The following is a 21,723-nucleotide window of genomic DNA, read 5'->3' as shown; positions in this document are numbered from 1 at the left end:
AGCCTCTGATCAACGCTTCACTCAAAACCGCTTGAGGCCCCTTTCTCCGGCTGTTACTTAAGCTTATCCCGGCGGAGGAAAACCGGTGCCGATCAAGCGGCTGGGTACGGACAGCATCGTCAACACCACGACGTCAGGCGGTCAGATCGTGTCGCAGGTGACCGGTCTTGCCGATGGCGGCTATGTGGTGATCTGGCGGTCGGATACGCCCTCGAACGGCCAGGATATCTTTGGGCGCATCTTCAAGGTCGATGGCAGTCCGGCTGGCGGCGATTTCGTGTTGAACGCCATCACGGACAAGAACCAGGTGATTTCCACCGTCAGCGCGTTGCCCGGCGGCGGCTTTGTCGCACTCTGGACCTCTTTCGATGCAGGCGACGGTTCGTCCTCCTGCATCCGTGCCCGGATGTTCGGGGCGGATGGCGATCCGGCCGGGGTTGAATTCATCGTCAATTCGACAGCGGCGGCAAGCCAGACGCGGCCCGCCGTGACGGTGTTCGAGGACGGGAGCTTCGTCGCCATCTGGCAGTCCTATGACACAGGCGACGGCGACGCCACCTGCATCCGGGCGCGGCTGGTCGATGCCGATGGCGACGCTGTGGGCGCGGATTTCATCGTCAATACAACCGCGACGGCCACCCAGATCACGCCGGTCATCGCGGCGCTTGGCGATGGCCGCTTCATGGTCGCCTGGGCGTCGGAGGATACTGGCGATGGCAGCGGCGGCTGCGTTCGCGCCCGCATCTTCGACGCGGACGGAACGGCGGCGGGCGGCGATTTCATCGTCAACAGCACGATTTCCGACGGCCAGACCAATCCGGGCCTCACGGTTCTCGCCGATGGCCGCGTGCTTGTCATTTTCGAGTCCGACGATATCGGCGATGGCGCATTCGGCTGCATCCGCGCGCGTTTCCTCACAAAGGACGGCGTGCCGTCCGGCCCCGATTTCATCGTCAATTCCACCACCGCCACCAACCAGGTCGATCCGAAGGTCACCGCGCTTGCCGATGGACGTGCCGTCGCCGTCTGGTATTCCGGGGATACCGGCGACGGGTCGTCCTATTGCGTGCGCGCCCGCCTGTTCAATGTCGACGGCAGCCTGTCCGGCGACGATTTCATCGTCAACACGGTGAGCACCGGAAAACAACTCAATCCGGCGGTGACAGCGCTTGCCGACGGCCGGTTCGTCGTGACGTGGCAGTCCGAGGATGGTGGCGATGGCAGCGGCACCTGCATCCGCCAGCAGGTCTTCGACCCCACCGCGTTTCACGCCACGTCCTCCGGCGGGACCTTTGCCGGCGGAAATTTTTCGGACACGATCGTCGGTGCCGGTGGTGCCGACACGTTTTTAGGGCTCGGCGACAATGATGTCATCAGCGGTGGCGCCGGCAATGACATCCTGAATGGCGGCGCCGGTGCGGATCGCCTCACGGGTGGTCTGGGCAACGATATCTTTTACGTGAACACGCAATCCGACGTCGTCATCGAAGCTGCGGGCGAAGGAAGTTCCGACCGGGTGACGGCATCGGCGAGCTACGTCCTGTCGAAGACGGCGGATATCGAAGTCCTGCGCACGACATCGGCCGGCGGCACGGCGGCGATCAACCTGACCGGCAATTCGCTGCGACAGGATATCACCGGCAATGCCGGCGACAACATCCTGCACGATGGTGGCAAGGGTGCTGGCGACGTGATGCGCGGCCTCGGTGGCAACGACATCTACCGCATCTTCAATGCGGCGGATTCAATCATCGAGGGGGCGGCGGAAGGGGACGCTGACCGGGTGATGGCGGCAGTGGATTACCGGCTCGGCGCTGGCATCCATGTCGAAATCCTGACGACCAACGGCGCAAGCGGCACCACGCCGATCGATCTGGCGGGCAACGAATTCGGCCAGCAGATCATCGGTAATGCGGGCCATAACCGGCTGGAGGGCCGGGGCGGGAGCGACACGCTGCGCGGCTTTGCCGGCGACGATACCTTCGTTTTCAACACGACGCCCGGCCCCGGCAATGTCGACGCGATCACCGATTTCAACCCTGCCGACGACCGCTTCCTGCTCTCCGACGCGGTTTTCACGATGCTTGCGCCCGGAACGCTTGCCTCCGCCGCGTTTCGCGCCAATACGAGCGGGCTGGCCGGGGACGCCGACGACCGGATCATCTACGACATGACTACGGGCAAGCTGTTCTATGATGCCGATGGCAGCGGCGGGACGACGGGCATCGTCTTTGCCGTCGTGACCGCGGGCCTTGGCCTTACCCATGCCGACTTCGCCATCGCGTGAGCGATCCGAAGCGATGTGGATGGCCGTGATCACGGGTTGGCGTTTCCGAAAACTCGCTAGACTGCCCCGCCCCCGCCATCGATCCGCCATACCGTTGATCGCCATGAAAAGCCGAGAAATTCCATGATGGCTGAAGCAGAGCCTATCTGCTATAGCTGCTCGACCGGCATGGCAAGCGGCGGACCTCCCAGATCGAGGACCACGGCGGATTTGTTCAAATAGGGCGTTCTCGATCCGCCGCCGCGAAATGCGCCATCTGGTCCGCATGGGCCTTGGTGAAGGCCGGGCGGGCGGTGGCGTTGGTGACGTAGCGGCGGCAGGCGGGGTAAGCCGCCAGCCCATCGAAGCGATCGATGAGGCGCAGCACATCGGCCATCAGGATATCGGCAACGCTGAAGCTGCCCGCCAGCCATTCGCGATCCGTGAGTACCGTTTCCATATGCGTCAGCCGGTGTTTATGGAGAAAGTCGTCGAGGAAGGTCCAGCCAGGCGTATCGCTGGTATGGCCCATGAATTTGAGCAGGGACCAGGGCAGGCTTGCCATCTCGACGGAATTGAGCGCCGCAAACAGCCATTCCAGGACTTGCGCCCGGCCGCGCGGATCGCTCGGCATCAGTTTGTCGCTGCGCTCGGCCAGATGCAGCAGGATCGCGCCGCTTTCGAAGATCGAAATCCCGTCATCCGTGAGCCAGGGGACCTGGCCAAACGGCTGGTGCGAAAAATGCTCCGGCCCGCGGTCCTTGAAGGGAGCGCTCTCGACGCGGTAGGGCAGCCCCGCCTCTTCCAGTGCCCAGCGGACACGAATGTCGCGGACGAAGCCGCGCGGTATCTCGGGAACCCAGTCGTAGGTCGTCAGGATCAGGTCGCTCATATCTCTTCTCCCAGGAAAACAGGCAGTTTGTCGAGAAGGCCGCACCAGCCGGCCTCGTGGCTCTGGCGCGCCTCTTCATCGGGAAGGTTGGCATGGACCAGCGTCAGTTCGGTGCCGCCGTCGATCGGTTCGAGCAAAAATGTCACCAGCGACTCCCGCTCCGGCATATCCGGCCATTCCCAGGTGAAGACCAGCTTCCGGTCGGGAACGACCTCGCGATAGACGCCAGTCGGATTGTGCTCGTCGCCGTTCAGGAGGCGGAAGACGATGCTGAAGCGGCCGCCTGGCCGCACGTCGGCTTCAACACTGAGCGTCGGCCCGGCATCCGGTCCCCACCATTGCAGCATCTGCGAAGGCTCGGTGATCGCCTGGAAAATCCGCGCCGGCGTCGCCTTGATCCGCCGCACGATGGTCACGCTGGGCAGGTGTTTTGTCATTGTTCGTCCTCCTCTTCGACAATCGCGGCGAGGCGGTCGAGACTGACGGTCCAGAGCCGTTCGTAGCGCCGCAGCCAGTCCATCGCCTCCTGCATCGGCCCGACAGACAGATGGACCGAGACGGTGCGGCCGCTCTTCGTTCGTGTGATCAGTCCGGCATCCGACAGGACATCCAGATGCTTCATCAGGCCGGGAAGCTTGAGGGACAGCGGCCGTGCGAGTTCGCTCACCGACACACCCGGCTCGCCTTCCAGCCGCGCGAGAATGCCCCGTCGCGTCGGGTCGGAGAGCGCGGAAAACGTGCGGTCCATGCTGGATGTCAAATACTTCGCCATGTGGTGAAGTATTGCAAGGGAAACGGACGGAGTCAATCCTCCCTCTTCCATGCAGCGCAGCCGTCATTGCCCAGAGCGTTCGAATTCCACGGATGCGCCGTCATCTGCCGGGGACGCGAAAGTTTATGTCCGGGTTTGCAAGCAGGGCTTTCGCGGCGTTGATCAGGAACCGGCCATCCCGCCGTTCACCGTCCATCCGCGGATCCACAGGTCTCTCAGGCCATCGCCTTCGCCGCGGAAATGGGCTTCCGTCGGCTCGCAGCTTTCCACCCGGTCGGCGCGGAAGTTGCGGATGGCGGCGCGCAGTTCGCACCAGCCGACCATGACCGCCGTGGCCGAGTAGTAGATCAGTGCGAGCGGGCGCACGGTGCGCTCAGAGGCGCGGCCGAGTTCGTCGCGATAATCGATCAGCAGCTTGCACTCGTCGCGGATCGCCCGGCGGACCAAAGCGAGATCGAGGCCCAAGGGCGGCGGCGTGATCGTGCCCCAGGCGTGCAGCGCGTTCGACTGCAGCGTCTGGCGCAGTGGGGCCGGCATGGCGCCGGCGATCTTCTGGTTGACGCGCTTGGCCGCCGCCTTCAGTTCGTCATCGCCGGTGCGCTCCAGAAGTGCCAGCGCCAGCACGATCGCTTCCGTCTCCTCGATCGAAAACATCAGCGGCGGCAGGTCGAAGCCGGGTCGCAGGATATAGCCGATGCCGCGCCCGCCCTCGATCGGCACGCGCATCGCCTGGAGCGCTGCTATATCGCGGTAGATCGAACGCGGCGTCACCTCCAGCCGTTCGCCGATCTCGGCCGCCGTCACCGGCCGCGCCGAAAGCCGCAGGATCTGGATGATCTCGAACAGTCGCGATGCCTTGCGCAAGCATTTCCTTTCTGGCCCGATCGAAACATTCCGGCGAAGGCTCCTGACAGAACCCTGTCAGTTGGGACAGGTTATAGAATGTCCGAAAGCGCTTGAAAAACAAGTGCTCCTTTCCAGGCTTAAGCCTCTTGCAAAGACGGACAACTGACATGACCTACGCGGAAAATCTCTGGCTCTTCTTTACCCTTCTGTTCGGCATCATCATCGTTCCCGGCATGGACATGGTCTTCGTCATGGCCAATGCGCTGACCGGCGGGCGGGCCTCCGGCCTGACGGCGACGGCGGGCATCATGGCCGGCGGGATCTTCCACACGCTCTATGCGGCGCTCGGCGTCGGTTTCCTCATGCATCTGGTGCCGCAATTGTTCAACGTCCTCCTGCTGGCCGGCGCAGGGTACATCGCCTGGATCGGTGTTTCGCTCGCCCGCAGCAGCATCGCCATAGCCTCGGTGGAGCCGGGGGCGCGGCTGTCGCTGTGGACCAGTTTTCGCCGGGGCGCGCTGACCAGCCTGCTCAATCCAAAGGCCTATCTGTTCATGCTGGCCGTCTATCCGCAGTTCCTCAAACCCCAGTTCGGGCCGCTCTGGTCGCAGGTGCTGGTGATGGCGGTCATGATCTCGGTGACCCAACTCGCCGTCTATGGCGGCCTGGCGCTGGCGGCCGGTCGCAGCCGCGACGTCATTGTCGCCAGCCCGCGCGCAACCGCTATCATCGGCAAGACGGTCGGCGTCGTCCTGATCGCCGTGGCGGCGCTGACGGCCTGGCACGGATGGATGACGCCCGCTTGATCGCCACACAAGAGGATGCTCCTGTTAAATCAAGCCGTTGCAACGGCTGAAATAAATTCGATCTCAAAAAAATGTTACTTTCATCATCGATGCAAAATGCAATCATGCCGACGCATCGATTGAGAGAACCCGCTTCCCGAATCCGGGCGGCGTCGCGTGAGAGTTGGGAGATTTGGATGAAGCTGAAGACGATACTGAGCGCAATGGTGATTGCAGGCTGCGGCGCGGGCGCCGTGTTGGCCGCGGATGACCCGGTCAAGGTCCGCGAAGGACTGATGAAGGGCATAGGCAGATCGATGGGCGCGATCGCGGGCATTGCCAAGGGCGAAAAGCCCTATGACGCCGAGGTGGTCAAGACGGCGCTGACGACGATCAGCACCAATATCAAGGCCTTCCCGGATCAGTTCCCGGCCGGCTCAGACGTCAATTCGGAAGCAAGCCCGAAGATCTGGGAAAACATGGACGACTTCAAGGCCCATGCCGCCAAGCTCGGCACCGACGCCGATACGCTGCTGGCGCAGCTTCCGGCGGACCAGGCGGGCGTCGGCGCGGCCGCCGGCATGCTCGGCAAGGATTGCGGCGCCTGTCACGAGCTCTATCGCATCAAGAAATAGCGATAGAGCATATCTCCTTCAGAAACGATCGATCAGGCGCCCGGCCTTTTGCCGGTGCGCCTGATCCACTATAATACCGACGGTGGGAGAGACGGATGGGCACGCGGATTCGAAGACTGGTATCGACGGTGGTTGTCCTCGGCGTCGCCGCTGCCGGCGCCGGCTGGTTCCTGACAAAGCCCGAGCCTTGGCCCGCTGCGCATTGGGAAGGCCTCGGCGATCCGGATCTTGCCAATGGCGAACAGATATTCTGGGCGGGCGGTTGCACGAGCTGTCATGCAGCGCCGAAATCCGAAGGCGACGCCAAGCTGGTTCTTTCCGGCGGCCTGCCGCTGAACAGTCCTTTCGGCACCTTCCATGTGCCCAATATCTCCCCGGATGAAACCGCAGGGATCGGCAACTGGACGCTCGCCGATTTCGGCAATGCGATGACGCGTGGCGTCGGCAAGAAGGGCGAGCATCTTTATCCGTCCTTCCCCTACGGTTCCTATGCCCGGCTGACGCCGAAGGATGTCAACGACCTCTGGGGTTTCCTGAAGACCCTGCCAAAGAGCGCCAATGTCGCCGCGCCGCATGACCTGCCGTTTCCGTTCAACATCCGGCTGTCGCTCGGCGGCTGGAAGCTTTTGTTCTTCACCGACAAGCCGCGTGTGACCGTCGATACCGCGAATGCGAAACTCGCCCGAGGCCAGTATTTGGTGGAAGGTCCCGGTCATTGCGGCGAATGCCACACGCCGCGCAATGCGCTCGGCGGTTTTGAGGCCGCGCAATGGCTCGCCGGCGCGCCCAATCCCGAAGGCCAGGGCCGCATTCCCAACATCACGCCGGGCTCGAAAAGCATCGGTTCGTGGAGCGAAGGCGATATCGTCAGCTATCTCGAGACCGGCTTCACGCCCGAATTCGACACGGTCGGCGGCTCGATGGTCGAGGTGCAGCGGAACATGGCCAGGCTTCCGGCCAGCGACCGCGAGGCGATCGCCGCCTACCTGAAGGCGGTGCCGGCGGTGGAATGAGGGCCGAGGGCAAATTTGCGTCTGCCCCGATAGAGCGCGATATCCGCCCGCCCGTCATGCCGCGGCAGCTGCAGATGCCGGGCATGCAAGGGCAAGCGGATACAATGCGTTTTCGACCGCTTTCAAACCAGTGTCTGCAGATAGCGCATGCCGGTCACCGGGCCGGGGGTGAAGTTTTCCGATTCGTAGAAGCGGTGGGCCTGGAAATTGCCGGTGGCGGCGCTGACGGAGAGATAGGTCGCGCCGGCCATGCGGGCCTGTTCGCGGGCCTTGGCGACGAGGTGACGGCCGATGCCGGTGCCGCGATGGGCGGAGCGGACATAGAGATGATGCAGTTCCATGCCGCGCGCACCCTGCTGGGCGCGGTAGAGCGGGACGAGGATGGCGTAGCCGATCAGTTCGCCGCCGGCTTCCGCCACCAGCGCGGTGATCCAGGGCATGCGGCCGAACAGGTCGCGCTCGAGATTTTCCGGCGTGACGGCGGCGGCATCGCCATGATGGGCGGCAAGCTCGGCGATCAGTTCGCGTAAGCCCGGAAGGTCGCGTTGCTTGGCGGTGCGGATGGTGACCATGGGCGCGCGTGTCGCCGGATGGAGGAGGGACGTCGGGGTGGCGGTCTGCAGCATTTCGAGGCTCCTTATGGCTTTTGCGCCATCAGGTGCCGTCAAAAACAAAAGCCGCCTGATGGCGGCTTGTTGAACGAGATCAGACAGCCACACCTATGGGAGCAGCGTAAAATACCAACGGTTGATGTTCGCGGTTCTGATCATGGCGGGCAATTTGTCCTTTTCCTGGATTTTGTCAATCGGAATCTTGCCGGCGTTTACTGTTGCGGCGAAAACAAGATTCCGGACTGCCGCCTTTCCGGCCAAGACCGGCCACATTCACTCTCTACGCATCATCGCCAGCGACAATCCAACTGCTGCGGGATGGTTAATATTGACTAACCTGATCAACGGCTTGGTGTCGCCCGTTGAATCATTCCGGGAGAACCCTTCACATGTCCTTCACGCTCGATCGCAGGTCTTTCATCATCGGCTCCAGCCTGCTTCTGCCTGCCGCCGGATTGCTGCCTGCAATGGCCTTTGCCGCCGGCATCGATGTCAGGAAGCAGCTTGCCGCGCTGGAAAAGCGCACCGGCGGTCGTCTCGGCGTCCATGTTCTCGACACGAAAACCAAGGCCTCCTTCGCGCATCGGCCTGACGAGCGCTTTGCCATGTGCTCGACCTTCAAGGCGCTGGCGGCGGCGTTCGTGCTGGCGCGGGTCGACAACGGCAAGGAGAAGCTCGACCGACGCATTCCGATTTCCAAGGCCGATCTCCTGTCCTATTCGCCTGTTGTCGAGAAACGTGTCGGCGGCGGCATGACGGTTGCCGAACTCTGCGATGCCGCGGTGACGATGAGCGACAATGCGGCCGCCAACCTGCTGCTGGCGAGCTTTGGCGGACCGGACGGATTGACCGCCTGGCTGCGCACCATCGGCGACGGCACCACCCGCCTCGACCGGACCGAGCCGGAGCTCAACGAAGCGAAGGTCGGCGATCCCCGTGATACGACGACGCCGATGGCGATGACGCAGACGCTCGGCAAGCTGCTGCTGCAGGATACGTTGTCGCCGTCATCGCGCGACCAGTTTGCCGCCTGGCTCGTCGCCAACAAGACGGGAGCCAGGCGCCTGAGGGCAGGGCTCCCGGGCGGCTGGACGGTGGGCGAAAAGACCGGCACCAGCGGCCATGGTGAAGCCGGCGACATCGGCTTCACGCGGCCAGCCGAGGGGCATGTGATCCTGGCATCGGTCTATATCGCCGAGGGGACGAAAAAGACGAAGGAACTGGAGCCTGTTTTCGCCGAAGTCGGCAGGCTGATCGCAGGGATGGTGGCCTGAAGTCAGGGGAGCAGGCCGGCTGAAGTCGATCTTGTGCCCGGACGAATCTGGATACCGGAACATGTCCGGCATGACGGATATGCGCTATCGTTTCCGACATCCCATCCCATGAAAAAAGCCGGGCGTTCGAGACGCCCGGCTTTTCCGTTTCCACTGTATTCAGGGCCTACTTCGCCAACCGGTAGGCGATCACATAATCCCCCGGTTTCGTCCCGATCGAACCGTGGCCACCGGCGACGATGAGGACATATTGGGTGCCGTCATCGGTGGCATAGCTCATCGGCGTCGACTGGCCGCCGGCGGGCAGGCGGCCGGTCCAGAGTACCTTTCCGGTGGTCAGGTCATAGGCGCGCAGATAGTTGTCGACGGCAGCGCCCAGGAAGGCGAGGCCGCCCTTGGTGATCATCGGGCCGCCGATGCCGGGCACGCCGACCTTGAAAGGCAGCGGCAGCGGCGTCATGTCGTAGACGGTGCCGTTGCGGTGCTTGTAGGCGATCTCGCCGGTCTTCAGGTCAACGCCGGCGACATAGCCCCATGGTGGCGCCTGGCAGGGAATGCCGAGCGGGCCGAGGAAGGGACCCATGAAGACGCCATAGGGGGCGCCGTCATTGCGGTTGAGACCCTGCTCGGAGCCCTTCTGGTCCTGCTCCTTCGGCGGGATCTGGTCGCGCGGGACGAGCCTGGAGGTGAAGGCGAGGTAGGTCGGCATGCCGAACATCACCTGCCGTTCCGGATCGACAGCCACCGAGCCCCAGTTGAACACGCCGAAATTGCCGGGATAGACGAGCGTGCCTTCCAGCGACGGCGGCGTGTAGCGACCGTCATATTTCAGCCGCTTGAAATCGATCCGGCAGGCAAGCTGGTCGAACATCGTCACGCCCCACATGTCCTTGCCGGTGAGCGGCGGCGGCGAGAAGGTGAGGTCGGAGATCGGCTGGGTCGGACTGGTGAAGTCCTCCGGGATGGCGCCGGTTGGAGCCGGGATTTCCTTGACCGGGATGATCGGCTCGCCGGTGCGCCGGTCGAGCACGTAGATATCGCCCTGCTTGGTCGGGCCGACCAGTGCCGGCACCGGCTGGCCGTCCTTGCCGGTGATGTCGAGCAACACCGGCTGGGCCGGAACGTCCATGTCCCAGAGATCGTGATGCACGGTCTGGCGAACCCAGCGCACCGCGCCGCTCGCAAGGTCGAGCGCGACGATCGAGGAGGAATATTTCTCCACCGCCTCGCTGCGGTTCATGCCGAGCTGGTCGGGCACCTGGTTTCCGAGCGGAATGAACACCAGGTTCAGGTTCTCGTCATAGCTGAAGACGGACCAGCTGTTCGGTGAATTGGTCGTGTAGGTCTGGCCTTCGGGCAGGGGGACGGTCACGTCCGGATTGCCGCTGTCCCAGTTCCAGATCAGCGCACCGCTGTCGACATCGAAGGCACGGATGACGCCGGATTGCGACTGGGTCGAATAATTGTCGTTGACGGCGCCGCCGATGATGATCTTGCCGGCAACGATGACCGGCGGTGAGGTCGAGTAGTAATAGCCGGCCGGATTATATTTCATGCCGGTTTCCAGGTGCAGCGTGCCCTTGTCGGCAAAGCTCTCACAAACCTGGCCAGTGGCGGCATCGAGCGCGATCAGCCGCGCATCGGCGGTCGGCAGATAGACCCTTTCGGCGCAGGGGCTTCCGGCGACAGCCGTGGGATCGGCGTAGTAGCTGACACCACGGCAGGTCTGGTGCTGCCGGTCCGGGTTCATGCCGGAATTGGCGTCGAACTTCCACTTCTCCTTGCCGGTCGCCGCGTCGAGCGCGATGGCAAGATTGTGCGGCGTGCAGATATAGAGCGTGTCCTTCACCTTGAGCGGCGTCACCTGGTAGGTGGTCTCGCCGACATCGTCCGGCCGCTTCACGTCGCCCGTCTGGTATTGCCAGGCGACCTCCAGCGTGCCGACATTCTCCGGCGTGATCTGGGCGAGCGGCGAATAGCGCTGGCCATAGGGCGTACGGCCATATTGATGCCAGTCGCCTTCGGGCACATTGCCGCCGAGATCGGGCGTCGCTGCTGATATTCCCGCCGGCAGTTCACCGGCAAGATCAAGCGGGTCCTGCGTCATCGAGTAGAGGGCGACCACGAACGAGACAATCACCGCCGCACCAAGGGGCAGGGCGCTTGCCTTATACACCTGCCCGGTCGGGCTGACGAAACCGAGTTGCCGCCGGATGGCGGGGATCAGCAGCCAGAGCCCGAGCAGGATGATGACGCCGCCGCGCGGGCCAAGCTGCCACCAGTCGAAGCCGACTTCCCAGATCGCCCAGGCCAGCGTGCCGAAAATGAGAAGCGCGTAGACGGAGAGTGCCGCCCCGCGCCGTGCGAACAGGAGGAAGGCGGTGGCAAGGAAGCCGAGACCGGCAATCAGATAATACCAGCTGCCGCCGAGTACGATGAGCCAGAGCCCGCCACCGCCGAGCGCGAGACCGATCAGGGCGAAGACGATGGCTGTCAGGATGAGAAGCATGAGTGGTCTCCCTCCAGCGCCGCGCGTCAGATATGACGCGCAAAGATCGCTGTAACACTTTAAATATGCTGGATAATTTTGTCCATAAATCGATTCCGATTTAAGGAATTATGCAGCAGGGTGGAGAGACGTGGCGGCAACGAACCGTCACGAGACTGAGGCCGCGTGTCGGAAGGGCTCGCGGAGGACGAACAGAAGCGGAGCGTTGCGCGTCGAGCAGGAATGCGCGATGCCCATGCTCCGTGACAGGGCAACTAACGCGCGCCGCCTGCCTTTCAATAGCCACAGTTCGTCAGAGTCATGCATTATGCGCATATCGGGCATTCCAGCATTGCAGCGGCGTCAAGGCGAAGCGGATGGAATATGCCTGTGGATGCGCATGTCGGGGAACTGGTGGTCGCAACGGGGGCTGATACTGTCACGGCCGAAACGCCGGGAGGAAACATGAAAAGACTGCTGACTGTTCTGATCGTTGCCGCCATCTCCGTTTTCGGCGTGATCGGCGGCCGCTGGCTGATCTACGTCACCAATACCAGCGACCCCCTGGACGAGGTCGGCATCGAACTCAACAGCCGCATGCCCGACCCCTTGCGCAAATGGGGCTGCGCACAACTGAAAGCCAATTTCGAAGCCCGCCTGCCGCCCTACGGCTGCGCTGCGGCGGATGGCAGCGGGGGGTGGGAGTAATGGGGAGAACCGCTGACCAAGAGTCAGATGCTCTGCCCTACGTTCCGCAGAACGTCCGCAACACCTCTTCCTGCGGTTGCGGGGCGGCCGTGTAGGCGGCGAATTTCGGCTGGTCTTCATAAGGTTTGGCCAGCACGTCGTTCAAAGCTTCGAACAGCGAGAAATCGCCGTCGTCCTCGGCCGCGCGGATGGCCTGTTCGATGCGGTGGTTGCGCGGGATGAAAGCGGGGTTGACCGTGCGCATCGCAGCCGAGGTCTTGGCATCCGACAATGGCTCGCGGCCGGTTCGCTCGCGCCAGGCGGGGAGCCAGGCTTCGATCTGGTGCGGATTGGCAAAGAGGGTTTTCAGCGGCTCGTCCTTGCCGGCACTTTCGGCGGCATCGCAGAGCGCGCGAAACGTCAGGGTGAAATCGGCGCCACCCTGGTGCATAGCGGTCAAAAGCCCCTGGACCAGGTCGAGATCGCCATCCTCCTCGGTGAACAGGCCGATCTTCGCCTTCATGCCGGCGAGCCAATGGGCCTGGAAAATTGGCCCATATCCGGCGATGACGTCATTGGCGAGATTGACCGCTTCAGACGGATCGGGGTCGATGAGCGGCAACAGGGTCTCGGCAAGGCGCGCCATGTTCCACTGGCCGATCGCTGGCTGGCTGGCATAGGCATAGCGGCCGCCGCGATCGATCGAGGAAAACACCTTGGTCGGATCATAGGCATCGAGGAAGGCGCAGGGGCCGAAATCGATGGTTTCGCCAGAGACAGAGCAATTGTCGGTGTTCATCACGCCATGGATGAAGCCGATGCAGAGCCAGCGGGCGATCAGCGCCGCCTGCCGTTCGACGACGGCCTTGATGAGATCGAGATAAGGCCGGTCGCTGCCCTTGAGGTTGGGATAATGGCGGTCGATCACGTAGTCCGCCAGCGTCTTCAGCCCGTCGGTATCGCCGCGCGCGGCAAGGAACTGGAACGTGCCGACGCGGATATGGCTGGCCGCCACCCGGGTGATGACGCCGCCGGGCAGGACCTGTTCGCGGTAGACCGGCTCGCCGGTGACGACAGCGGCGAGCGCCCGGGTTGCCGGGATGCCCAACGCAAACATCGCCTCGCTGACGATATATTCCCGCAGGACCGGCCCAAGGGCTGCCCGCCCATCGCCGCGCCGCGAATAGGGGGTCTTGCCGGCACCCTTCAACTGGATGTCGCGCCGCTTTCCCGCGCGGTCGATCACTTCGCCGAGCAGGATCGCCCGCCCGTCTCCGAGCAGCGGCACGAACTGGCCGAACTGATGGCCGGCATAGGCCATGCCGAGCGGCTCGGCGCCTTGCGGAACCTGGTTGCCGGAAAAGATCGCCGCGCCATCGCGCTCCAGCGCATCGGCATCGAGCCCCAGTTCTTCCGCCAGCGGCCGATTGAACTTGATCAGCCAGGGTTCCGCCACCGGCGTGGGGATGGCGCTCGCATGGAAATGCGCCGGCAGCCGGGCATAGCTGTTGTCGAACGGGATGGGCGTGTTGTGCGCCTGTTGGGCACGCTTGCTTGCTTCCGTCATGACCCGATCCTGTCTTGTCAACGCCGGCCGTCCGACGATTGAGCAATAGATAGGGCGTCATCGTTACGAGCGAAAGAGCGGATGTGGAATCCGGGCCGGTGTCGTCAGTTTGCCTCGATCTCCGCCGCCATCTCCGCCAGCTTGCGCACGGTGTTGAGATTGCGCGAGGTCGCTCGCCTTAAGATTTTCAGCGTCAGGCGCGAGCGGCCCGAACCGTTCGGGTAATGCACGTAGATCTCCTCCCCGGCGACCTTTGCCTCCTCGCCATCTGGCGCGACGAAGTCGCTCAATGCATTGGCGGGTGCGGCTTCGGGAAGGAAATTCACCATCAGGTAATTCGGCTTGGCATCCGGAAAGGGATTGCGTTCGGCGATGGTTTCGAGTTGCCTGCGGTTGCGCACCACCACGCCCGGCGCCTTGCCCATGATCCGGGCCAGCGACTCGTCCAGCCTCTTGCCGGCGTCATCCGCCGGCAGCGGCGAGCGGAACAGGACATTGCCGCTCTGGATATAGGTTTTCACGTCGGTAAAGCCCACGTCCTCGCACAGGGCTCTCAGTTCGCTCATCAAAAGCCTGCCGGTGCCGCCGACATTGACGGCCCGCAGGAGGGCAATATGAACGGGCATGCGTCTCCTCCGCATCTGTCCGCAAATCACGCGGACAGGGAAGATAACCTGCGTCGGCAGTTGCGCACAATATTCTAGAGGCTGGTGGCGTCCGTGGTTGTCAAATCACCCTTGCCCTCGATACCGACGAGTTGCCGCTTGATGGCTTCCTTGATCTCGGCTTCGATGGCGGCGCGGGCGTCGGCATCCATCCCGGCAAGGTCTTCTTCGGTCAAACCTTTTTCGCCCAGAATCTGTGCGCGGATCTTTTCGGCGAGCGACATCCTCGACCATTCCATGAATTCGTCGGCGGGCCCCTTCGGCGCCTCGGTCAGCGAGCCGGTATCGGCTTCCATCTTGTCGGCCATCGATAGCCACAACGCCGACGACAGCGACGAGGACGACGCCGAGCCGCCGATCGAAACCGTCGGCGCCTGCGTTCGCTGGCTGCCGCCGTCGGTCGGAATGAGCAGGCTGGAGGCTGCGCTGCCGGATGTCTGGCCGGTGTTCTGCGACCGATAATAACTGCTGATGCTGTCGCCGAGTTTCATGCTGATTCTCCCTTCAGGGTTTGCGGGGAGAATTAGGCGGCGGGGCATGTGCGGAGCTTGTTGTCAGCCCGGGGAATTTGAGCTTTGCGCCTACATCTTCCCCGCCACCTTGATTGCAAACGCATATTCGAACGCGATCTCCTCCAGCCGCTGGAAGCGGCCGGACGCGCCGCCATGGCCGGCATCCATGTTGGTCTTCATCAGGATCGGTTCGCTGCCGGTGGTCTTTTCACGCAGCCTGGCGACCCATTTGGCCGGCTCCCAATAGGTGACGCGCGGGTCGGTCAGGCCGCCGAGCGCGAGGATCGCGGGGTAGGGCTTTTCCGAAACATTGTCGTAGGGCGAGTAGGCGGCCATGCGCTCGTAGGCCGTCTTGTCCTCGATCGGGTTGCCCCATTCCGGCCATTCCGGCGGCGTCAGCGGCAGCGTGTCGTCGAGCATGGTGTTCAAGACATCGACGAAGGGAACGGCGGCGATGACGCCCTTGAATTTCTCCGGCGCCATGTTGGCGATCGCGCCCATCAACATGCCGCCGGCCGATCCGCCCTCGGCGACGATGTTCGCGTAGGACGTGAACTTCTCCTGATTCAAATAGTCCGCCGCCGCGATGAAGTCCTTGAACGTATTGGTCTTCTTCTCCATCTTGCCGTCTTCGTACCACTGGAAACCCTTGTCCTTGCCGCCGCGGATATGGGCGATGGCGTAGACGAAACCGCGATCGGCGAGCGACAGGCAATTGGTGTTGAACGAGGCCGGAATGGCGATGCCATAGGCGCCGTAGCCATAGAGCAGGCAGGGGGCGGAGCCGTCGAGAGGCGTATCCTTGCGGTAGAGCAGGGTGACCGGGACCGGCACGCCGTCGAAGGACGGTGCCATGACGCGGCGCGTGACATAGTCGTCCGGATTGTGACCGGACGGCACTTCCTGCGTCTTCAACAGCGTGCGCTCGCGCGTCACCATGTTGTAGTCGTAGAGCTGACCCGGCGTCGTCATCGATGAATAGGAAAAGCGGATGACGTCCGTATCGTATTCGGCGGCCCCCTGAAGTCCCAGCGAGAAGGCTTCCTCGGCAAAGGCGATCGCGTGTTCATCGCCCGTTGTGCGGTCGCGGATCTTGATCTGTGGCAGCCCGGCCTCGCGCTCCAGCCAGACCAGATGGCGGGCATAGGCGCCATGCGAAATGATCAGCCGGCCGGCGGTGTGCGGCACCACATCCACCCAGTGGTCGCGACCCGGTTTGTCAACCGGAGTCTGCATGATCTTGAAATCCTTGGCGCCGTCGGCATTGGTCAGGATGTAGAAGACATCGCCGCCTTCGGAGAGGGAATATTCCAGCCCGGTTTCGCGCGGCGAGACGATCTGCGGTTTGCCCAGAAGATCGGAGGTCGGCAGCAGCAAGTATTCGCTGGTCTCGTGGTCATGGATATCGATGTAGATGAAGTCGTCCAGCATCGAGCCGCCGACGCCCATGAAGAAGCCCGGATCCTCTTCCTCATAGACCAGCCGGTCGGAGGATTGCGGTTCGCCGATGATATGATGGAAGATCTTCGACGGCCGGTGGTTGTCGTCGAGAACGGTGTAGAAGAAGCTCTTGCCATCCGGCGCCCAGGCGCCGCCCCCGCCGGTGCTCTCGATCACGTCGTCGAGGTCGTCACCGGTTGCAAGGTCGCGGACCCGCAGCGTGTAATATTCCGAGCCCTTGTCGTCATAGCCCCAGATGCCGCGGTTGTGGTCGGTCGAATGGTCGATGCCGGCCAGCCGGAAATAGGCCTTGCCTTCCGCTTCCTTGTCGCCGTCGAGAAGCACTGTCCGTTCGCCGCCATCGCGGGCCTCGCGAAAATAGCGCGGCTGCTCGCCGCCGGTGACATAGAAGGTACCATAGGCGAAGCGGCCGTCCTTCATCGGAACGGATGAGTCATCCTCCTTGATGCGGCCCTTCATCTCGGCAAACAGCGTCTTCTGCAGCGCTTCCGTGTCGGCCATCGCCGCCTTCATATAGGCATTCTCGGCCTCCAGATGCGCGCGGATGTCCGGATCAAGGATGGATGGATCCTTGAACATCGCCTGCCAGTTGTCGGCCCTCAGCCACGCATAGTCGTCCGTCCGGGTAATGCCATGTCGGATATCCGTCACCGGCTTCTTTTCGGCGACGGGAGCGGGCGGCAGGTTTTTGAAGATGGACAAGGATGTTCTCCGGAAAATCGGGGCAGGGCCAAATCGGTGGTAAGGATGGTGCGTCAGAGATAGAGGGCGGGGCAGGGCGGTTCAAGGCGGAAAGTGTCGTGCCGACACGCAGCGGCACCGTGGATAGGGCGAGGTTACGCCGCCGCCTGTCACCTTTTGGGACGCGCCCTTAACCATCCATTAGCGCGATTGCGTCAAGTGTGCACTGCAGCGCGATGTCCCTCCCGAATGCGCAGTGCCAGAGGCATCAGGCCTTTAAATCCTCCTTTGTGTTTCGTTCGCGGGCATTCGCCCTGCCGGAGTTTTGCCATGACCTTTCGCAATCTTTCCATCCTCCAGAAGATCAGCCTCGTCGTCTTCGTCATGGGATTATCCTGCCTGGTCATCGCCTTTGTCGGCGCGCGCGGGATCTTGGCGCTGGAAGAGGCGATGGTCTCGGTCGGCACCAAGGAAGAGGTGGCCCGTGAAGCCATGGACCTGCGCGTCGATATCATCGCCATCAGCCGCATGACCTATCAGCTCGCCGCCAAGCCGGAAAACGCCGCCGATTTTCGCGCCGAAGCGGAAAAGCGTGCCGGGGAAATGCTGGCGCGCCTGCCGAAGATCGAGGCGGCGGCCGACGAGACCGAAACCGCGCAATTGAAGGCGATCCGGGCGACGCTCGAAACCTATTTCGGTGAAATCCGCGCCATGGTCGATACCGCCGAGGCAAGCCCCGCGGACACGGCGGCAATCGGCGTTGCGCTCGACAAGGCGCTCGAGGCCCAGAAGACGGTGACTGCCAGCGTCAAGGAATACAGCACCTATTCGGGCAATGCGCTGGCCGAGGCACGCGCATCGGCGCTGCAATCTTCTTCCGTCGCGCTGATCATCGCCGCCGCATCCGCCGCGGCCTGCATCCTCTTCGGCGCCGTCGTCAGCCTGCTGGTCGCCCGTCGCGGCATCGCAGCGCCGGTCCGTTCGCTGACCGCCGCCATGACCCGTCTGGCCGAAGGCAATCTGGAGAGCACCGGCACGGATGCCGAGCGCAAGGACGAGATCGGCGAGATGGCGCGCGCCGTCGACGTTTTCCGCCGCAACGCGCTTGTCATGCGCGACATGAAGGCCCAGGAAGCCTCGCTGCAGGCGCTCAACAGCGATCTGCAATCGAGCATCAGCATCGTGGTCGCCGCCGCCGTCGCAGGCGATTTCACCGGCCGGATCGGCAAGGATTACCAGAACGACGACCTCAACCGTTTCGCCGGCAGCGTCAACGAACTGGTCGGCAGCATCGACCACGCCATTGCCGAAGTGCGCCGGGTCATTGCGGCCCTTGCCGATGCCGACCTGTCGCAGAGCATGGACGGCCAGTTCCAGGGCGCGTTCGCCGAACTGCAGGCCAATGTCAACGCCACCATGGTGACCCTGCGCTCGACCATGCAAAACGTGCGCGGTGCCGCCGGCACGATCAAGGACAGCTCGTCCGAACTCTCCTCCGCCGCCAACGACCTGTCGAAGCGCACGGAACAGCAGGCGGCAGCACTTGAGGAAACGGCGGCAGCACTGGACGAGATCACCGCGACCGTCCGCACCTCGGCCTCGCGCGCCAACGAAGCCCGCGACATGGTGCGCGAGACCAAGGACAGTGCCGGCAAGTCGGGCGAGATCGTCCGCAGCGCCGTCAGCGCCATGGGTCGGATCGAGGAATCCTCCAGCAAGATCAGCCAGATCATCGGCGTCATCGACGAGATCGCCTTCCAGACCAACCTCCTGGCGCTCAATGCCGGCGTCGAGGCCGCCCGTGCGGGCGAGGCGGGCCGCGGCTTTGCCGTCGTCGCTCAGGAAGTCCGCGAACTTGCCCAGCGCTCCGCCAATGCCGCCAAGGAGATCAAGTCGCTGATCAGCGCCTCGGCGGTGGAGGTCGAAGGCGGCGTCTCGCTGGTGCGGGCAACGGGCGATGCGCTGGTCGAGATCGAGCAGCTTGTCCTGCGCGTCAACGATCACGTCGAAAGCATCGCGACCGCCGCCCGCGAACAGGCAACGGCGCTTGCCGAGATCAATAGCTCGGTCAACCATATGGACCAGATGACGCAGCAGAATGCCGCCATGGTCGAGGAAACGACGGCTTCCAGCGAAACGTTGGCCGAGGAAAGCCGCCAGCTCCAGGCCCTGCTTCAACGCTTCAAGCTGGAAGAGGCAGGCCGCGCATCGCAGCTGCAGCGTCAGCAGGAGCGCACCCGCTACGCGGCCTGAGCGAAGCGGTTTTGATAAATCGAGTGGCAAGGGGAGGAGGCATGCTTTCTCCCCTTGCGCGTATGCCGATCAGGCGAGGCCCTCGCCGAAATTCGCTGTCAACTGACGATGGAACCCTTCGTCAGTCCGGTCGCGTCCGTTTTTGCCGGCGATATTCCTCAACCGGCAGGCCGCCGACGCCCCAGTCTTCCAGCGCCACCTCATCGATGACGACGAATGTCGTGGCGGGGTCCTTGTCGAGCACGGTGACCAGAAGATCGGTGACGCCCTTGATGAGGGCGGCCTTCTGTTCGGCGGTGGCGTTTTCGCGGGTGATCTTGATGTTCACATAGGGCATGTCGTCTCCTCTTCAGGCTGCCATGTCATAATGAAAGACCTTGGCGATGATCTGCCAGCGGCCGTCGACACGGATCAGTGACAGGAAATCGGTGAAGGACTTTACGCCGATCGCGCATTCCACCCGGGCAAAAGCCGTGACCGGCCCGGCGAATTCGATGGAGATGATCCGGTCGGCCCTGGCCTCGCCCCGGCTGGCCGGCGAGGCGCGCTTGTCGACGATCGGGAAATAGCGCTCCATGTCAAGCTCCAGAAGGGAGCCTTCGGTGGCGGTCGCGTAGAGCGCCTTCGGATGGAAGACGGTTTTCAGAACCGAGGTGTCGCTGTGGTGGAGCCCGTCGAAATAGCGGGCGATGACATCCATGACCGCCGCAAAGTCCTGGTCGGTGCGCGCTATCCCGCTCATGCCGCAACCAGCCCTTCCGCCTGCATCGCCGCCTGCACGGCCGGCCGTTCTCCGATTCGCTTCGCATAGGCGGCCAGATGCGGCCAGCGATCGAGCCCGATGCCGGTCGGCCCGGTCCAGTTCGTCACGGTGAAGAGATAGGCATCGGCCACCGAGAATTGGCTGCCGAGCAGATAGGCCCGGCTGTCGGACAACAGGCTTTCGACATGGTCGAGCTTGTCGGCAACGAGGGTCTTTGCCGTCGTCTTCGCCTCGTCGGAAGCGGTGGGATTGAACAGGGGCGCAAAGCTCTTGTGCAGTTCGGAGGCAATGAAGTTGAGATGTTCCTGCAGGCGCGTGCGGGCAAGCGTGCCGTTGTCCGGCGCAAGGCCGGCTGCGGGAAAGCGATCGGCGATATATTGAACGATGGCGGCGCCTTCGGTCACCACTTCGCCGTCCTCCAGCACCAGGGCCGGCACGCGGGCCTTGGGGTTGATGGCGCGGAAATCCTCGCCGCTTTCGGTGCGGTGGGTCGAAATGTCGATCTTCTCGATCGCGAAATCCGCGCCCGCCTCGCGCAGGCTGATATGCGGCGAGAGCGAGCAGGCGCCGGGGACGTAATAAAGCTTCATGATCTGGTTCCTTTGCTGTTGGTCTGCCCTTGCAGGCAGCCGGAACCTAAATGAGCGAGATAACCTTTGTATACCAGATTACCTTGTGTTACCGATGTTTCAAGTTTCCCCGCGGTAACCGGAAAATTTTCGTTATGGCCTTGAAGATCAGGAAGAACCGGGCGGGCGCGCTGCCGCCGACCTGCCCGGTGGGCGAGTGCATGCAGTTGCTCGGCGGCGCCTGGACGCCGAATGTCATCTGGTGCCTGAGCGGCGGCGCCCGTCGTTTCAGCGAGCTGAGGATCGATATTCCGGCCATCACCGCCAAGGTGCTTAGCGCCCGGCTGAAGGACCTTGAGGCCAAGGGCGTGATCGACCGCACCATCGTGCCGACGACACCGCCGACGGTGGAATACAGCCTGACGGCGCTTGGGAGTGAGCTTGTCCCCGCCATCAACGCCATTGTTGCGATCGGCCACAAGCTGAAACAACGCCGGATGAGCGATGACACGGCGCAACTTACATAACCCGTGGCCTTTCCACGCGCCCGCCGTGATCTGTAGCGGGTAGGCGCCGTCGGCAGGTTCGCGTGCGCCGGCACGCCGCTCGGCGAGTCGACGCGGGAAAACTCTCATGTTGGCGTTTTCCGTCTGGACAGGATCTTTGTAACTTTATAACGATACGAATGTAACGTTATTACATTAATCACTGGAGACCTTCATGCAGAGCCCTTGCAATATAACGGGAAAGGCCACCGTCCTGGCGACTTTCATGGCGCTTGCCGCCGCGCCGGCGCTGGCCGAAGACCATGGCGAAACATGGCGCCTGTTCGTGGCGGATCATACTTTGCCGGTCGTCCGGGCGCTGGACGCCAGAACCGGTGCCGAACTCGGGCGTTTCGATCTGGCCGGCCATGCGGCGCTTTCATTGAGCGACAGCGGGAAAACCGTGTTCGCCATCCAGGGCGAGAAGGACAGGGTAGA

Annotated in this window: 21 protein-coding genes and 1 pseudogene; 9 read left to right on the top strand and 13 right to left on the bottom strand. The window is 63.1% G+C overall.

Features of this window, described 5'->3' with window-relative positions; genetic code table 11:
- The first annotated feature begins 85 nt into the window (after positions 1-85).
- Positions 86-2,287: a calcium-binding protein gene (locus VL202_RS07750; protein ID WP_325463551.1), complete on the top strand. Its 2,202-nt coding sequence runs from the start codon at positions 86-88 to the stop codon at positions 2,285-2,287.
- A 214-nt stretch (positions 2,288-2,501) separates the two neighbouring features.
- On the opposite strand, the gene VL202_RS07745 is transcribed toward VL202_RS07750, so the two are convergent.
- The 4 genes from VL202_RS07745 to VL202_RS07730 all read right to left on the bottom strand — a co-directional run bounded on the left by VL202_RS07745 (position 2,502) and on the right by VL202_RS07730 (position 4,794).
- A complete protein-coding gene (locus VL202_RS07745; protein ID WP_325463550.1) occupies positions 2,502-3,158 on the bottom strand; it encodes a glutathione S-transferase family protein in 657 nt (218 codons plus the stop codon).
- Positions 3,155-3,595, bottom strand: coding sequence for an SRPBCC domain-containing protein (locus tag VL202_RS07740; protein WP_325463549.1), 441 nt, complete (start codon positions 3,593-3,595; stop codon positions 3,155-3,157). Before VL202_RS07740 ends, VL202_RS07745 begins: the two co-directional genes overlap by 4 nt.
- Positions 3,592-3,918, bottom strand: coding sequence for a helix-turn-helix domain-containing protein (locus VL202_RS07735; protein ID WP_325463548.1), 327 nt, complete (start codon positions 3,916-3,918; stop codon positions 3,592-3,594). Before VL202_RS07735 ends, VL202_RS07740 begins: the two co-directional genes overlap by 4 nt.
- Before the next feature lie 174 nt (positions 3,919-4,092).
- Positions 4,093-4,794, bottom strand: a complete 702-nt coding sequence (locus VL202_RS07730; protein WP_325463547.1) for a YafY family protein — start codon at positions 4,792-4,794, stop codon at positions 4,093-4,095.
- Between the two features lie 149 nt (positions 4,795-4,943).
- Here VL202_RS07730 and VL202_RS07725 point away from each other — a divergent pair, with 149 nt between their 5' ends.
- The 3 genes from VL202_RS07725 to VL202_RS07715 all read left to right on the top strand — a co-directional run bounded on the left by VL202_RS07725 (position 4,944) and on the right by VL202_RS07715 (position 7,209).
- Positions 4,944-5,582, top strand: a complete 639-nt coding sequence (locus tag VL202_RS07725; protein WP_325463546.1) for a LysE family translocator — start codon at positions 4,944-4,946, stop codon at positions 5,580-5,582.
- Positions 5,583-5,758: 176 nt separating this feature from the next.
- Entirely contained in the window at positions 5,759-6,196 is a 438-nt protein-coding gene (locus tag VL202_RS07720; RefSeq protein ID WP_325463545.1) for a c-type cytochrome, read from the top strand.
- Between the two features lie 95 nt (positions 6,197-6,291).
- A complete protein-coding gene (locus tag VL202_RS07715; RefSeq protein WP_325463544.1) occupies positions 6,292-7,209 on the top strand; it encodes a cytochrome c in 918 nt (305 codons plus the stop codon).
- 122 nt (positions 7,210-7,331) lie between these two features.
- On the opposite strand, the gene VL202_RS07710 is transcribed toward VL202_RS07715, so the two are convergent.
- Positions 7,332-7,835, bottom strand: a complete 504-nt coding sequence (locus tag VL202_RS07710; RefSeq protein ID WP_325463543.1) for a GNAT family N-acetyltransferase — start codon at positions 7,833-7,835, stop codon at positions 7,332-7,334.
- Between the two features lie 374 nt (positions 7,836-8,209).
- Between VL202_RS07710 and bla the strand changes: the two genes are divergently transcribed.
- Positions 8,210-9,094, top strand: a complete 885-nt coding sequence (bla, locus tag VL202_RS07705) for a class A beta-lactamase (RefSeq protein WP_325463542.1) — start codon at positions 8,210-8,212, stop codon at positions 9,092-9,094.
- A 166-nt stretch (positions 9,095-9,260) separates the two neighbouring features.
- Here bla and VL202_RS07700 read toward each other — a convergent pair whose 3' ends face one another.
- Positions 9,261-11,603 (bottom strand): glucose/quinate/shikimate family membrane-bound PQQ-dependent dehydrogenase, encoded by a 2,343-nt coding sequence (locus VL202_RS07700; RefSeq protein WP_325463541.1) that lies wholly within the window; start codon positions 11,601-11,603, stop codon positions 9,261-9,263.
- 444 nt (positions 11,604-12,047) lie between these two features.
- On the opposite strand from VL202_RS07700, the gene VL202_RS07695 reads away from it, so the two are divergent.
- Positions 12,048-12,290: a hypothetical protein gene (locus VL202_RS07695; protein WP_325463540.1), complete on the top strand. Its 243-nt coding sequence runs from the start codon at positions 12,048-12,050 to the stop codon at positions 12,288-12,290.
- Positions 12,291-12,327: 37 nt separating this feature from the next.
- Here the strand turns inward: VL202_RS07695 and VL202_RS07690 are convergent, their stop codons facing one another.
- The 4 genes from VL202_RS07690 to VL202_RS07675 form a co-directional block, all read right to left on the bottom strand.
- Entirely contained in the window at positions 12,328-13,836 is a 1,509-nt protein-coding gene (locus VL202_RS07690) for a protein adenylyltransferase SelO (protein WP_325463539.1), read from the bottom strand.
- 104 nt (positions 13,837-13,940) lie between these two features.
- Positions 13,941-14,462 carry a DUF1697 domain-containing protein gene (locus VL202_RS07685; RefSeq protein ID WP_325463538.1) on the bottom strand — a complete coding sequence of 174 codons (522 nt, stop codon included), beginning with the start codon at positions 14,460-14,462 and terminating at the stop codon, positions 13,941-13,943.
- 74 nt (positions 14,463-14,536) lie between these two features.
- Entirely contained in the window at positions 14,537-14,992 is a 456-nt protein-coding gene (locus VL202_RS07680) for a hypothetical protein (RefSeq protein WP_325463537.1), read from the bottom strand.
- A 90-nt stretch (positions 14,993-15,082) separates the two neighbouring features.
- Positions 15,083-17,176 (bottom strand): S9 family peptidase, encoded by a 2,094-nt coding sequence (locus VL202_RS07675; RefSeq protein ID WP_325463536.1) that lies wholly within the window; start codon positions 17,174-17,176, stop codon positions 15,083-15,085.
- Positions 17,177-17,485: 309 nt separating this feature from the next.
- Between VL202_RS07675 and VL202_RS07670 the strand changes: the two genes are divergently transcribed.
- Complete coding sequence (locus VL202_RS07670; RefSeq protein WP_325463535.1) at positions 17,486-19,408, top strand: methyl-accepting chemotaxis protein; 1,923 nt, start codon at positions 17,486-17,488, stop codon at positions 19,406-19,408.
- 121 nt (positions 19,409-19,529) lie between these two features.
- Here VL202_RS07670 and VL202_RS07665 read toward each other — a convergent pair whose 3' ends face one another.
- Genes VL202_RS07665 through gstA form a run of 3 tightly spaced genes read right to left on the bottom strand, consistent with a single transcriptional unit; the run spans position 19,530 to position 20,761 of the window.
- Positions 19,530-19,745, bottom strand: coding sequence for a tautomerase family protein (locus VL202_RS07665; protein ID WP_056332318.1), 216 nt, complete (start codon positions 19,743-19,745; stop codon positions 19,530-19,532).
- 12 nt (positions 19,746-19,757) lie between these two features.
- Positions 19,758-20,150, bottom strand: coding sequence for a nuclear transport factor 2 family protein (locus tag VL202_RS07660; RefSeq protein WP_325463534.1), 393 nt, complete (start codon positions 20,148-20,150; stop codon positions 19,758-19,760).
- Entirely contained in the window at positions 20,147-20,761 is a 615-nt protein-coding gene (gene gstA / locus VL202_RS07655; protein ID WP_056332313.1) for a glutathione transferase GstA, read from the bottom strand. The genes VL202_RS07660 and gstA overlap by 4 nt, the downstream gene beginning before the upstream one ends.
- 134 nt (positions 20,762-20,895) lie before the next feature.
- Here gstA and VL202_RS07650 point away from each other — a divergent pair, with 134 nt between their 5' ends.
- Positions 20,896-21,267, top strand: coding sequence for a winged helix-turn-helix transcriptional regulator (locus tag VL202_RS07650; protein WP_082520497.1), 372 nt, complete (start codon positions 20,896-20,898; stop codon positions 21,265-21,267).
- A 193-nt stretch (positions 21,268-21,460) separates the two neighbouring features.
- Positions 21,461-21,723 (top strand): annotated as a pseudogene (locus tag VL202_RS07645) (hypothetical protein); the annotation flags it as partial.

Source organism: Pararhizobium sp. (assembly GCF_035497515.1).
Taxonomy (GTDB): Bacteria; Pseudomonadota; Alphaproteobacteria; order Rhizobiales; family Rhizobiaceae; genus Pararhizobium.
This window is presented reverse-complemented; position numbering and strand designations above follow the sequence as displayed.